Below are 13502 nucleotides of genomic sequence, written 5' to 3' on the forward strand. Positions count from 1 at the left end.
ATCCGTGCGCGAGCATGGTTTCGTGAGTTCCGTGAAATTGTCCTGAAGTGTGTCGTTCACAACATCAAGCGAGCCGTGAAACCGTGAAATCGTGCTCCGTCCGGCGATTCACCACGGCCCCCCAATATATGAATGGCCTCGAACTAACGCTCCGCCTGGTCAGCGGCGTTTTACTCATCCTCGCGAACGGATTCTTCGTCGCAATCGAGTTCGCGCTCACTCGCGTGCGACAGTATCCCAAATCCGAGTTTGACGTCCCGGGGCTCCAGCGAGCCTGGGAGATGACACAGGACCTCGAAATCTATCTCACGAGCTGTCAGGTCGGGATCTCTGCGACGAGTATCGCCGTCGGCATCGTCGCGGAACCGGCCCTGGCTTCGTTGATCGATCCAGTGTTCGAGAATACGCTGCTCACGTCGATTGGAGCGGGTGGCATCCTCGCGTTTGTCATCATCAATCTGCTCCACCTGACCCACGGTGAACAGACCCCCACGTATCTCGGGGTCGAGCGGACGAAGTTCGTCGCTCGGTACGGCGCGACACCGCTGTACTGGTTTGCCAAACTGCTCTACCCAGTCATCGTGCTCGGAGACAGCGTCGCAAAATGGACACTCGGGTTGTTCGGCGTCGAAATGACCGGCGCCTGGCTGGAAACTGAAACCGACCGGGTCGAATCGCGGGCGGACCTCCGCCACCGTCTCGGGACTTTGCTCGACCGAGGGAACCTCTCTGAGGAACGGCAAGAAGAGATACTGAATGCCTTCACCGTCGGTGAACGGCCCGTCAGCGACATCATGACCGATCGTGAGGACATTATTTTTCTCTCGACAGCCGTCTCTGCGCAGGAAAATTTCGATCGAATCGGAACAAGCCCGCACACGCGATTTCCCTTGATTGGTGACGATCCAGCCGACTATCGAGGGGTTGTCTACGTCCCTACGGTTGTCGATCAAATCGACGAGCTCCGGCGTGACGAGGTCACGTTTGAGGATATCGCCGCTCCACCGATGACGCTTCGAGCAGACACGCTCATCAGCGATGCCGTCGACCAGTTTCAGGACGAACATCAGGAACTCGCGCTCGTGTATGATGCGGACGAGGAGGACATCGTGGGACTGATCACTGCGACGGACGCCCTCGAAGCGGTGATGGGTGAGATCGAAGACCCGCTTGACATCAAACTCCAGGAACGGAAGAGCGCCCCCCAGTGAACTAGCCTTGCGAGTCCAATACTGACGGAATCTCCACGGACTCCTATTGAGGGTGTCATAGAACTAGTCACAAGGAGTTGCTTTGGACCTGTGGGCCTGCAACAGAACAGTGTACACTTGATGAAGACGATGCTGTATCACAGTGTAGCTTCAACCCTCTTCTTGCGAGTGTTCTCCCTCATCAATCGGGCGGTAGTACCAACCTTTGACAGAAACAGGATGCAGGACTCAGAGGATCTATTCAGCAGGACCCGATGCTAATTTGTCTACTGAATGTCGAGGTCCAATGTTTGCTGTCAGTCGGCGAAACGAGGAGGACAGTCTATGGCCAGGGGATCCACAGGACCAACTCACTACTGACAGTAGTCGATCACCCGCGAATCCTGTAGATGGTTTTAGTAAACGGAATGAGATGCATAGCTATGGACACACTACAATCGAACGGCAGTACGTTCTGGGGATACCGATGGTAAACGTCGCGCTCTCGGCAGCACAACTCGTCTTAGCACTGTTTCTCGTGGTATTAAACGGCTTTTTTGTCGCTGCAGAGTTCGCCTTCGTTCGGATTCGGGGGACATCGGTTGACCAGCTCGTCGAGGAGGGGCGCCCGGGTTCGGGGACACTCCAAGAAGTGATGACGAATCTCGATAACTACCTCGCCACGACGCAACTCGGCATTACCATCGCCTCGCTCGGGTTAGGGTGGGTCGGCGAACCAGCCGTGGCGGCGCTCATCGAACCCGTACTGGAACCGATTCTCCCGGTGGGCCTCATCCATCTCGTCGCGTTCGCAATCGGCTTCAGTATCATCACGTTCCTCCATGTCGTCTTCGGTGAACTCGCGCCGAAGACGATCGCAATCGCCCAGACCGAGCGACTCTCGCTGTTTCTCGCCCCGCCAATGAAGTTCTTTTATTACATACTTTATCCGGGGATTGTGGTCTTCAACGGGGCAGCTAACGCGTTCACGCGGTTGCTCGGTGTGCCGCCCGCTTCCGAAACGGATGAGACACTCGGTGAGCGAGAGCTCCTACGAGTACTAACACGATCGGGCGAGGGAGGGGACATCGACCTGGCAGAAGTGACGATGATCGAGCGGGTCTTCGATCTCGACGACATCGTGGTGCGGGAGGTCATGGTTCCACGACCGGACGTGGTGAGCGTTCCGGCGGATGCTGCGCTCTCAGACCTCCAGTCGATCATCCTCGAGGCTGGTCATACCCGCTATCCAGTTCTTGATGCCGACGACGGCGACCAGGTGATCGGATTCGTGGACGTCAAGGACGTGTTACGAGCTGAGGTGGAGGGCAGGGACGCCGAGGTAGTCGGCGACATCGCCCGCGAGATCGTCATTGCTCCCGAGACGATGGCACTGAGCGATCTCCTGAGACAGTTCAGGGAAGATCAACAACAAATGGTCGCAGTTATCGACGAGTGGGGGGCATTTGAGGGGATTGCAACGGTTGAAGATGTCGTCGAAGCGCTCGTTGGAGACCTCCGGGATGAGTTTGATATGGACGAGCGTGAACCCTCGATTCGAAGCCGTGGCGATGAGGGGTACGACATTGACGGGGGCGTCCCGCTGTCGAAAATCAACGACATGATCGAGGGAGAGTTCACAAGTGAGGAGGTCGAAACGATCGGTGGACTGGTACTCGAGCAACTCAACCGTGCACCAGAACGTGGCGATCGCGTTGAGGTCGACGGGTACGTCGTTGAGGTGACGAGCGTTGAGGGGACCCGAATTTCGACAGTCAGGGTCCACGAACGCGAAGAGGATGATTCAGTGGTGGACTGATACGGATTATCGTAGCCGGTCGGAGGTCCAGAACCCCTCGACCGGCAGAGGTATGAGATTCGCATGAAAACGAATCTATGGACTACTACGATAATCTCTATGAGTGCGGGGTGCGGAGTTACTCGGTGGAATTGGTTTGAGTTCTCTCCGTTGTCGGGCCGGTGTTTCGTGATGGTCTGACCCGAAGTCGCTTGCAACCGAATCTTCAATTGGTGAGGCCTGTTTCCAGTGGCAGAACTCTATCTGCCGGGGGTACGTAGTGAAACTCAGTGCCAGATACGCGCGTTGTATCTTGCACAGCTTCAGGAAAATAATCTGAATTTGTTATTTTGATTGTTGGGTGGTTTACTCGCAAGTCCACGGTTGGGGCTACACTCAGCCCTGCTGTACTCCTCGTTCGCTGGCGCGCACTGCGGTGCTCTGTGAGCACGAGGGTACACACCTTAGTTTAGCGACATATGCACAGGAGTTCGATAGCCGCGAGCCATCTCATAGAACCGCTACTTCCCGCGTCCTACCGTGATGACAGGAACTGGTGCAGAGCGGACGGTCTTCTCGGCGACGCTCCCGATAAGGATTCGATCGCTCCCGCGCCTCCCTGTCGTTCCCATCACGACGGCGTGGATATCGTTCGATTCGATGCAGTCGAGGATCACCTCGATCGGGGACCCGTGTTCGACGTGCCGGACACTATTCGAAACGCCGTGTGTCTCTGCCTCGGATACGAGGTCGTCAACGGCATTGGTCGCAGCCTGTTCACGTTCCTGTCCCGAAATCGTGGAGCGAACGTCCAGACCTAGCGACGTATTATCGACGACAGACAGCACGTGAACAGTCGCATCGAGCGCCGCTGCAAGTGAGAGGCCATGCTCGCCAGCATGGGCCGCACCGGCACTCCCGTCGGTCGGGATGAGGATGTTCTCGTAGGGGAACACCAATTGTTCGTCGGGCTGCATCCGCGCTGTGAGGACAGGGACGGAAGACAGACGGACGACCTTCTCCGTGACGCTCCCGATGAGGTATCGTGACACCCCCTCCCGACCGTGGGTCGGCATCACGATCACGTCGTACTCGTATTGCTCGGCGTACTCGACGATTGTCGGCGCTGGATGCCCCTGGACGACGTCGGAATCGTAGTCGACACCGAGTGTGTTCAGTGTCTTTTCTGCTTCCTCGACGATGTCCTCGCCCTCATGAACGAGGGTGTCAACGACCTCGGTTTCGACGACGGTGACACTATGGAGTGTCGTATCCGCGACGAACAGAACGTGGATCGTGGCGTCGGCCCAGTGTGCGATCTCGGCAGTGTGATACAATGCCTCCGCAGCTCCATCGCTTCCATCGAACGGGAGCAGAATGTCCTCGTACATGTACAGTGTGAGTACCTACGGGCATCACGCTCAAGTGGTTTGTCACCCACCAGCAGAGGCGTCTCACCCACCACTCGAGTCCGGCTCCCGAACCCACATCACCGGAACTGGCGACGTTCGGACGATTTTCACACTTACCCCACCCATCATGTATCGGCTGAAATCAGTCTTGCCGTGCGTGCCGAGGATCGCGAAGTCGATCTCGTTTGTGTCGATGTAGTTTCTAATCTCTTTCGACGGAACACCGAATTCGATTTCACTCGCGATGCTATTGACCGCCGCCGCCTCTGCGGTCTCTATGGCGTCTGCGATGATCTCGTCCGCTCGGGTGGTGAGTTCCTCATCCTCACCAGAGAGCGAGCATCCGGACCGAGGCTTCCTGTCTCGACAACGTGGAGTATATGAAGCGTGGCACCAGTCGCGTTTGCGAGGGCGACCCCTTCGGATACCGCGAGTTCCGAACCACGACTGCCGTCCGTGGGAACCAGAAGCTCCTGGCACGGATAGGCGAGTGGTTGGGTCCCGGGGTTGACTGCAATCACGGGGACATCTGCGGTGTTGATTACGCGTTCTGTAACGCTTCCCAGGAGAAACCGCTGTAATCCACGCCGGCCGTGTGTCGGCATCACGATCAACCCGATGGCTGACTGCGTACTATACTCGACATTCGCCTCGTAGGGATCTCCGTGGTGTACCTCCGAGACCACGTCGATACCGTGTTCTGTCGCGCGCTGTGCTGCTTCGTTCACGATCTCTGTTCCTTCCTGCTCTAGAGTGTCATCCACATCGTCTTGCATTCCGCTGAGGCTGTCGTGGCTGGTGTCTACGACATTGAGGACGTGGATCGTTGCCTCGTGTTCGGCGGCTATCTGGAGGGAGTACTTGAGGACCGATTCTGCTGGCTCGCTCCCGTCTGTGGGAAAGAGGATATGGTCGTACATAGGACAGGTCTGAGGGAACGGATGGGTACTACTGGCCCTCAGTAGTGATATCCAACGTTCCTTCTTCTGCCGATTGGGCCTCACGCCACCAGACGAGCTCGAACTCGATACTCTGTTTTGCCTCGGTGTCCCCTTCGGACCAGTCCGACTCGCCTTCCAGTTTGAATGTCACCGGGTTCGTCGGGCCCAACTGAACCTGCTTCCCACCGAGTTCGAGCGTCACAGCGTCGTCGCCGTCGAGTTGCTCGGCTAGTTCGCGGAGGTACGATGCAATTTCGGATCGCGTTTTCTCGGCTTCAGTTTCGAGTTCTCCCATACGTACAGATACGCGGGAAGTCCCGATAAACGAAGGGGGAGATTCTCTAGCCGGAGGAATCACTCACCGGTGCTAGATCGGAGATACACTGCATGAGACCGGTTGATGAGTCATTTCAGTTTTCTTCCGAGCAACAATTCCAACGCGTATGCATTGAGAGCCCCAATCTCAACTTCTGCTGTGCAGATATCCTCGAACAGGCCATCGGTTCCTGAGCCGGGGCTACCGCTCGCAGTGTTCGTGTTCGGGTTCGCGTCTGCGACGTTCGTAAAGCACCGTTCGAGCGACAGCCTCGGCCAAATCGAGGGGGTTCACTGCACGTCGGAACTCGACGCACGGGACAACAGGTAGACGGCGATACCACCCAGCGCGAGATCGAGGCCGGCCAGGACGACTACACCGGGAACGACTCCGTTCATGGCACCGTCGAACCAGGTCACCTCGACGACTGTCATCACGTCCTGGTCGATCATGAGCGAACGCGTGGCATCGACGCCGTACGTGACGGGGTTGAAGCGGGCGAACGTCTGAATCCACTCCGGGAGTGCCGCGAGCGGGAGGAAGGCGCTCGACAGAAACAGCAGCGGAAACTGCAGCAGATTCGCGCCGATAATCGTCGACTCCTGGTCTCTCGTGAGAATCGCCAGTGCGTTCGAGAACGCGACGAACCAGAGCGAGAAGAGGACGCCGATGGCGATGATCCCGACGACACCGACGAGACCGGTGGCGATCTCCGCGCCGAGGAGGACTCCGAGCCCGAGAATGATGCCGATCTGGACGGTAATCCGGAACACCTCTGCGGCAGTTTTGCCGACGAAGACGGCCGTCCGGTTCATCGGTGTCACGAGCACTTTCTCGAACATGCCGTTCTCGATATCGTTGACGAGTCCGATACCCGAGGTGATGGCCGCGGCGAGCGCGACCTGAATCGCGATCGCGGGCACGAGGTACGTTTCGTAGTTGATGCCCGGGATTCCCCGGTTGACAGCGCCGCCGGCGACGTTGCCGAACACCTCCGTGAACAACACGAGGAAAATGATCGGCTGAACGAGCGAGACTACCAGGACGAACGGGTTCCGGACGGCCTTGCGGTTCCACCGCTTGAAATTCACCCAGACGTCGCCGACAAATGTGTTCCCCGAACGCGCGTCTTCCCGCCTATCGGTCGTACTAGCGCCTTCGTCGGCATCGGGGGTGGTCACCGCGACGCCTCCCGTCGGGTGTCGTCCGTCTCCGCAGTGTCGAGTTCGTCGCCGGTGATGGCGAGGAACACGTCGTCGAGTGTCGGGGCCCGGATGTTGAATCCGATCACCGTCAGCCCGGCGTCTCGGAGCGCGACCAGCAGGTCAGTTCCGTACTGACGGGCCGTCTCGGCGGTGACGCTGATTCCCTCCTCGGTTTCGGCCACGGCGGCGTCCTCGAACGCGTCGAATTCCCGTGCGATCGTCGCGGCCCGGTCGCGGGCGTCGGGGCCACCCTCCAGTTCCACGTCGAGGACTTCACCGCCGACCTCCCGTTTCAGGTCGGCGGGACTTCCCGCTGCGACGATCCTCCCGTCCAGGATGACTGCCAGCCGATCGCAGAGCTGGTCGGCTTCTTCGAGGTACTGCGTGGTCAGGAAGATCGTCGTGCCGAGGTCGTTGATGCGCCGGAAGTACTCCCACAGGCGGTTGCGGGCCTTCGGGTCGAGACCGGTCGTCGGCTCGTCGAGGAAGACGAGCGGGGGTCGGTGGACCAGCGCGGTCGCGGCGTCCAGGCGCTTTTTCATGCCGCCAGAGAACCCTTCGGCTCGCTTGTCCGCGACGTCCACGAGGCCGACGAGATCGAGCAGTTCGGCGGTCCGTTCGGCCCGCTCGCCGCGGGGGACGCCGTATGCCTCACAGGCAAATCGGACGTTCTCTCCGGCAGTGAGTTCCGGATCGATACTCGTCTCCTGTGCCATGTAGCCGATCGTCTCCCGGATCTTTCGCGCCTCCGAACGAACGTCGAAGCCGTTGACTCGGACCTCGCCGCTGGTCGGTGACAGGAGCGTCGCGAACACCTTGATCGTGGTCGTTTTGCCGGCCCCGTTCGGCCCGAGAAACCCGAAAAACTCCCCTTCGGGAACGGTCAAGTCTATCCCCTGAACGGCGGCTGTGCCGTCAGAGTACACCAGTCGGAGACCATCGACGTCGATAGCAGTACTCTCGCCGGTGACTTGCGTATCCGCTCTGCTCGATCCGTCTCTGTCCAGGGAGGAATCGACTGTAGACTCTGGCCCCGGTGGTGACATGCCCTCGCTAGGGGACGTGAACGGATATACTTCCAACTTCGAAGTATGGCCGTTACGACAGAATTCGAAGTCAGAGTTCGTGCTCGATCGCCCAGTGGTGAAGATGCGCGAACACGGGGAACAGTGACTCGGCTTTCGCTGTCGGTGTGTACTCCACGCGGGGCGGGACCTCGTCGTAGGCATCGCGGTCGAGCAGTCCTGCTTCAGTCAGGTCCTGTAGCCGTGTCGAGAGCGTATTCGGCGCGACGTCGAGTTTTGCTTCGAGGTCACTGAACCGGAGCGATCCCTCGGCGAACGCGAACGCACTCAGGACCGCCATCGTGTGGGTCTTTCCGAGGAGATCGAGTAATTCCGCGACCGTCTGCTGGATACGCGCTTGTTCTTCGGCGTCAAATGACTCTCGAAGGGCAATGGCCTCCTCACGTGACAGTCCCGAACTCAGTTCGGGGATCGCAGGTGGTTCGCTCGCGTCGGTCATGGGTGATCGAACCTATCGGCTTGTAATATTGTACCTTTGGTTGTAGTCCGGATACGAGACCAACGCTTCGAAGGTTCGAAGTTGCAAGTATATCCTCTCGGCGCCCCAATTCCGTGTATGCGAATCACGGTGTTCGGTGCGACCGGGCGGACCGGCCAGCCCGTCGTCGAACAGGCACTCGAACGCGGCCACGAGGTGGTTGCCTTCGTGCGGGACCCGATGGGTCTCCCGTCCACGCTCCGAGAGGACGGGCGAATCAGTGTCGTGCAGGGGAACGCCTACAGCGGCGAGGGCGTCGAACGCGCAATCGCAGGCGATGGCGACTCCGTCGATGCCGTCGTCAGCGTCCTCGGGCAAACAGCCGACGGGCCGGACGACCTTCTGACTGAAGCCGGCCGTCACGTGCTCGCCGCGATGGACCAGTACGGCGTCGAGCGGTTCGTGACGCTGGTCGGTGCGGGCGTTCGCGAGGAGGGCGAATCGGTGAGCCTCGGCGGGAAGGTGATAGGGGCGCTGCTGAAACTCCTGGCACGGTCGGTCCTCGAAGACGCCCGTGACCACGTCGAGATGGTCAGGGCCAGCGATACTCGATGGACCGTCGTCCGCGGACCGCGACTCACCGAGGACGCCCACACTGGCGAGTTCCGTCACGGGACGGACCTCACGCTCGGGATGCGTGACACCGCCGCGAGGGCGAACGTCGCCGAGTTCGTCCTCGACTGCCTCGAAGACGACACGTACGTCCGCGAGATGCCGAAGGTCGCGGACCGATGACCCAGGTACTGGTCACTGGCGCGACCGGAACCGTCGGTCGCCACGTCACCCGCAGGCTGACCGAAACCGACGCCGGCGTCCGTGCCGGGGTGCGCTCCATCGATCGAGCCCACGAGGCGTTCCCGGCTGGTGTCGACCTGGCCAGGTTCGACTTCGAGAAACCGGAAACGTGGGGGCGTGTCTTCGAAGACGTCGATGCGCTGTTCCTGATTCGGCCACCGGAGATGGCTCGAGTACACCGCCACATCACGCCGGCAATCGATGCTGCCGCGCGAGTCGGCGTCGAGCACGTGGTCTTTCTCTCGGTACTCGGCGCGGAGAAGAATCCGCTGTTGCCCCACCGTCGTATCGAACGCCATCTCCAGGCCAGCGAGCTGACCTACACCTTTCTCAGAGCCTCGTTCTTCATGCAGAACTTCTACGTGGTCCACCGGGAGGACATCGCCGAGCGGGGGGAGTTGTTCGTTCCCGCCGGCGATGGCGAAACCAGTTTCGTCGATGCGAGAGACGTCGCCGCGGTCGCCGTCGAGGCGCTCGTCGATCCAGTCCACGAGAACCGGGCCTACGACGTGACCGGTCCCGAGGCGCTCTCGTACGGTGATGTCGCAGCGGTCTTTTCGGACGTGCTGGAGCGGGACGTCGAGTATGCCAGCCCGGGACTCGTCGAGTTCGTTACGACCGCGACCCATCGTGGGGTATCGCTTCCGTTCGCACTCGTCCAAGCAGTCGTCTACACGACAGCACGGCTCGGCCTAGCCGGTCGAGTCACTGACGACGTCGAACGCGTACTCGGCCGGCCTCCACGCTCGCTCGCCGACTTCGTTCGCGACCACACCGCGGAGTTCGAGCGTGCCGGATAATCGACTCGACCGATTCCCTCTCTGGGCGTGTCGAGGCGAGAATTTCGACCTTTAGTGCGGGGAGGATGTCGAGCCGCCAAAATCATGGGCGTTGCAGGCTCCGGTCCGACCTTCGAACGAATCGACCGTTGGGGCGTTAGGCAGCCAAATTCGAGGGTTTGAAAAACAGACGTTCTGGCAATCTCTGGACTGTTCCGTGCTCCCTTGGAGAGACAGGACGCGAGTCGGTCGTAGAACTCTCTCCAGCTGGACTTCTTCGAAGGGTTCGTTCTACCTGTCGTAGTCGAACCAGCGCGGTCAGAGCAATCCCCGGAGGCCGACCATCATCACGACGATAGCTAGCATGAACACGGTCTGGAGCAGTCCCCACTGCATGGCTTTGCCGAACAACGTGTCGAGTCGCTCGCCGTCCGGTTCGTTTTTACTGAGTTCCACGACCATCTTCGTCGTGACCAGATGGAGTGGTCCGAAGCCATTGAGAAGCATTAACACTCCTATCACAAGGGCACCCCACAGCCAAACCGAGGGATCAGCCCAATACCCAAACATGAATGCGAGGCCGATCCCCGAGCCGATTACCCCGACACTGAGCGGTTCCGCAACCGCCACGATCTTCGGGATGAGCTGGTGATTGACTGCACTGGCAGCGTCCTCTGGTGCAGCCTCAAGCGCGGGGCCGAGTACGAACTTGAAAAAGAAGTCGAGTCCGAACCAGAATGCCCCGAGTGCCACGTGGACGTAGAACATGAGCGATTCGAAGCCGGACAGGAACGCTAGGACCGGCGCTCCGATCGTGACGAGGACAGCGACGATGGTGAACTGTTTGTCAGCGAGATCGACGACCAATCCGAGCTCCTCTCGATGTGAGGTTGGTTGATCAATAGACGCCATAGTTCTCTTCCGATAGGTGCGAGTTGTCGCTGTCACTTCCCTTCCGATTGACCCCTGCAGCGACGGTAGGAGATTGTTCGATTGTAGTCGTATTTTGCATGGTTGTGTCAGTGTTGCATCATAGCCTTCACGAGGCCCGGGATCCGGCTCGGTCGTTTCTTATCAGTCCAGCCGTTGCTCTCGAGGTACTCACGAAAACTGGTGAACTCGAACCCGAACCGTCGCTCCGCGTGCTCGATATCGACCGTGTAGCCCTCGTCGTTGAACCACTGGAACAGTTCGGCCATCGCATCACCCATCTCTTCTCTGGCGTCCTCGATGGGAACGGAGTACGGGTGGACGTCAGTACCCGTTACCTCGGAAAGGATCCGGGCCATCTCGGAGAGCGTGCGTTCGTCCCCTGCGAGATCGAAACCGTTCCCCGCGAACTCGTCGGGATCCGCGAGGACCCGCGCGGTCGCACGGCCGACATCGTCGACATCGATCATCTGGAGGGTCACCTCCTCTTCGACGGGCAGGGCGAGTGTGCCGTCGAGGATATCTTCGTAAGCGGGTTCGAGGTTGTGCATGAACCACACCGGTCGCAAGAAGGTCGCGGGCACGTCCAGCGACCTGATGTACTGCTCGACTTCTCCGGCCGGTTCGAGGGCGGCGATTCCGAGGTCCTGGTCGTGGTAGCCAGCGCCGCTGAACACGACGTGGTTGACCCCCGTTTCAACGGCCACCTCAGCAACGTTCTTTCCCTGGCGGACCGACTCCTCGAATCCCGCTGTCCAGATGTTCGTCACGATGACCACCGCATCGACACCGTCGATAGCGGATCGGAGTGTCGCCTTGTCGTTTAGATCACCTCGCCTGACGTTTACACCGCGTTCTGCGAGTGCTTGTGCCGCTTCGCTGTCCGGCGTTCGTGTGAGACCACGGATGGTGAACTCCCTGTCGGCCGCTAACAGCTGATCGATTGTGACGCCGCCCTGGTTTCCCGTCGCACCGACAACCAGTACGGTCTTCTCGTTGGTTTCTGGAGTATCCGCTGTCGTTTCTGCCATGTGTCTCAGCCTCCCTGGCCGCAATGGCCACGACGAGAAAATCGTCCCGACCCGAATTATAATTTTTGTGATATTAGTGTGAGTCAGTTACGGCTGTGCAAGGAAGTAACATCTCGTAACCGGAGACCGCCGATCGGTGTGGGCTACTCGGGCAGTTCGACGGCAGGCATCTCCGCGGCGGTGTGTTCGAACGCCCACTCCTCGAATTCGTCGAAGACACCGGTGAGCGATTCCCCTCGTTCCGTCAGGTCGTAGTACGTGGCGATCGGTCGGTCCTCCAGACGTCGGGTAACGAGGTCCTGACCCTCCAAGTTCTCCAGCACGCGTGAAAGAGTCGTCGAGTCGGCCGTCGTCGTTTCCTGGAGCTCACTGAATCGTTGTTCCCCGTACAGGTGGAGGCTCCTGAGCACGGTGAGTCGCCACTTGGAGCCGACTATCTCGAACGCCCGGGCGACCGGACACACCTCGAATACGTCGTCGTCGGGGTCGGGTTTCGGAGGTAGGTCGTCGCAAGACATCTTGTTATTTGTTACCGCACCACTCGACAAAAAGCTAGCCCGTGTCTCCGCCAGAGACCAGTTAGGTGGTCGTCCATCACCGGCGATCGATATCCTCTGTACCGACCAGTTTGGCTGTCCGCGAACCTCGGTGGAAATCACTCGTCGTCCGACCATCGAACGAAGGCAACGGCGCTGCATTCGATTCAGCAACCGCCTCGCCGCTATCGAGCGATTTCACCCTGCAAAGATATGGACGCTGCAGGCTCCGGTTCGACTATCGAACGAATCGACCGTTCGGGTGTGAGACGGCCGAATTCGAGAGGTATGAGATACACCGAAAGACACAGTATTCTGTATGTCCATAGTCTTCTGTATGCCCACGATCACGGTCAACGTGGACGACGACCTCAAAAAGCGAATGGAAAACCACCCGGAGATCAACTGGAGTGAAGTAACGCGGCAGGCCATCCAGGAGAAGATCGAGACACTCGAAGTGATGGACGAACTCACCAGCGAGAGCGAGCTCACCGAGAGCGATGTGCAGGAGATCGCTGATAAGATCAACGAGAGTGGACGCATGCGCGTTGACGAGGAATCGGCGTAGACACGACGAATGAAGCTGGTCATCGACGCAAACGTCGTCATCTCTGCACTAATCGCCGATTGAAAAACGCGAGAACTCATCGTCACACTCGAACCCGAACTCCTGACGCCCGCGTTCGTGTACGACGAGATCGAAAACTACGAAGACCTGATGGTGGAGAAGTCCGGGATGGAGCCAGACCGAGTGGCACAGTTCATCGACCTCCTGTTCCAGTATATCGAGGTCGTGCCTGCCGACGAATTCTACCCGGCGATCGAAGCAGCAAACGAAGCAATTGGCGATACCGACCCCGACGACGTGCTCTATCTGGCATGTGCGATAGCCAGCGATGCAGCCATCTTGAGTGATGATTCCGACTTCGAGGAACAGAATGTGGTCGAAACGTACTCGACGAGCGACGTGATCGATTCGTTCGACACACTCTAACTCGATGTACGA

General features: G+C 59.2%; 15 protein-coding genes and 2 pseudogenes. 7 read left to right on the plus strand and 10 right to left on the minus strand.

Annotated features, from left to right (window positions below):
- The 3 genes and pseudogenes from ACMGFE_RS25610 to ACMGFE_RS25620 all read left to right on the plus strand — a co-directional run.
- Nucleotides 1-87: pseudogene (locus ACMGFE_RS25610) on the plus strand (IS5/IS1182 family transposase); the annotation flags it as partial.
- Nucleotides 88-128: 41 nt separating this feature from the next.
- Nucleotides 129-1211 (plus strand): CNNM domain-containing protein, encoded by a 1083-nt coding sequence (locus ACMGFE_RS25615; protein ID WP_436928109.1) that lies wholly within the window; start codon nt 129-131, stop codon nt 1209-1211.
- Between the two features lie 466 nt (nt 1212-1677).
- Nucleotides 1678-3009, plus strand: coding sequence for a hemolysin family protein (locus ACMGFE_RS25620; RefSeq protein ID WP_436928110.1), 1332 nt, complete (start codon nt 1678-1680; stop codon nt 3007-3009).
- A gap of 500 nt (nt 3010-3509) precedes the next feature.
- On the opposite strand, the gene ACMGFE_RS25625 is transcribed toward ACMGFE_RS25620, so the two are convergent.
- The 7 genes from ACMGFE_RS25625 to ACMGFE_RS25655 form a co-directional block, all read right to left on the minus strand.
- On the minus strand, nt 3510-4379 hold the full coding sequence (locus ACMGFE_RS25625; RefSeq protein ID WP_436928111.1) for a universal stress protein: 870 nt from the start codon (nt 4377-4379) through the stop codon (nt 3510-3512).
- A 63-nt stretch (nt 4380-4442) separates the two neighbouring features.
- Nucleotides 4443-4694 (minus strand): universal stress protein, encoded by a 252-nt coding sequence (locus ACMGFE_RS25630; RefSeq protein WP_436928146.1) that lies wholly within the window; start codon nt 4692-4694, stop codon nt 4443-4445.
- Nucleotides 4676-5320 (minus strand): universal stress protein, encoded by a 645-nt coding sequence (locus ACMGFE_RS25635; RefSeq protein WP_436928112.1) that lies wholly within the window; start codon nt 5318-5320, stop codon nt 4676-4678. Before ACMGFE_RS25635 ends, ACMGFE_RS25630 begins: the two co-directional genes overlap by 19 nt.
- 28 nt (nt 5321-5348) lie before the next feature.
- The gene (locus ACMGFE_RS25640; protein ID WP_436928113.1) at nt 5349-5636 is read right to left on the minus strand and encodes an amphi-Trp domain-containing protein; all 288 of its coding nucleotides are present in this window, start codon (nt 5634-5636) and stop codon (nt 5349-5351) included.
- A 311-nt stretch (nt 5637-5947) separates the two neighbouring features.
- Nucleotides 5948-6838 (minus strand): ABC transporter permease, encoded by an 891-nt coding sequence (locus ACMGFE_RS25645; protein ID WP_436928114.1) that lies wholly within the window; start codon nt 6836-6838, stop codon nt 5948-5950.
- Complete coding sequence (locus ACMGFE_RS25650; RefSeq protein ID WP_436928115.1) at nt 6835-7908, minus strand: ABC transporter ATP-binding protein; 1074 nt, start codon at nt 7906-7908, stop codon at nt 6835-6837. Before ACMGFE_RS25650 ends, ACMGFE_RS25645 begins: the two co-directional genes overlap by 4 nt.
- Before the next feature lie 70 nt (nt 7909-7978).
- Nucleotides 7979-8386 (minus strand): winged helix-turn-helix transcriptional regulator, encoded by a 408-nt coding sequence (locus tag ACMGFE_RS25655; protein ID WP_436928116.1) that lies wholly within the window; start codon nt 8384-8386, stop codon nt 7979-7981.
- Nucleotides 8387-8503: 117 nt separating this feature from the next.
- Here ACMGFE_RS25655 and ACMGFE_RS25660 point away from each other — a divergent pair, with 117 nt between their 5' ends.
- Nucleotides 8504-9160 (plus strand): NAD(P)-dependent oxidoreductase, encoded by a 657-nt coding sequence (locus ACMGFE_RS25660; RefSeq protein WP_436928117.1) that lies wholly within the window; start codon nt 8504-8506, stop codon nt 9158-9160.
- Nucleotides 9157-10020 (plus strand): SDR family oxidoreductase, encoded by an 864-nt coding sequence (locus tag ACMGFE_RS25665; RefSeq protein WP_436928118.1) that lies wholly within the window; start codon nt 9157-9159, stop codon nt 10018-10020. The genes ACMGFE_RS25660 and ACMGFE_RS25665 overlap by 4 nt, the downstream gene beginning before the upstream one ends.
- Nucleotides 10021-10317: 297 nt before the next feature.
- Here the strand turns inward: ACMGFE_RS25665 and ACMGFE_RS25670 are convergent, their stop codons facing one another.
- From ACMGFE_RS25670 to ACMGFE_RS25680, 3 genes are all read right to left on the minus strand, one after another.
- Nucleotides 10318-10911 carry a hypothetical protein gene (locus ACMGFE_RS25670; RefSeq protein WP_436928119.1) on the minus strand — a complete coding sequence of 198 codons (594 nt, stop codon included), beginning with the start codon at nt 10909-10911 and terminating at the stop codon, nt 10318-10320.
- A 107-nt stretch (nt 10912-11018) separates the two neighbouring features.
- Complete coding sequence (locus tag ACMGFE_RS25675; RefSeq protein WP_436928120.1) at nt 11019-11960, minus strand: NmrA/HSCARG family protein; 942 nt, start codon at nt 11958-11960, stop codon at nt 11019-11021.
- 143 nt (nt 11961-12103) lie between these two features.
- Nucleotides 12104-12478, minus strand: a complete 375-nt coding sequence (locus tag ACMGFE_RS25680) for a winged helix-turn-helix transcriptional regulator (protein ID WP_436928121.1) — start codon at nt 12476-12478, stop codon at nt 12104-12106.
- 355 nt (nt 12479-12833) lie between these two features.
- Between ACMGFE_RS25680 and ACMGFE_RS25685 the strand changes: the two genes are divergently transcribed.
- Together ACMGFE_RS25685 and ACMGFE_RS25690 are read left to right on the plus strand one after the other, a co-directional pair.
- Entirely contained in the window at nt 12834-13064 is a 231-nt protein-coding gene (locus ACMGFE_RS25685; RefSeq protein WP_436928122.1) for an AF_0619 family ribbon-helix-helix protein, read from the plus strand.
- 9 nt (nt 13065-13073) lie between these two features.
- A pseudogene (locus ACMGFE_RS25690) lies at nt 13074-13490 on the plus strand (PIN domain-containing protein).
- The last annotated feature ends 12 nt before the right edge of the window (nt 13491-13502 follow it).

Source organism: Halosimplex amylolyticum, assembly GCF_051414035.1.
In the GTDB taxonomy this organism is placed as follows: Archaea; Halobacteriota; Halobacteria; order Halobacteriales; family Haloarculaceae; genus Halosimplex; species Halosimplex amylolyticum.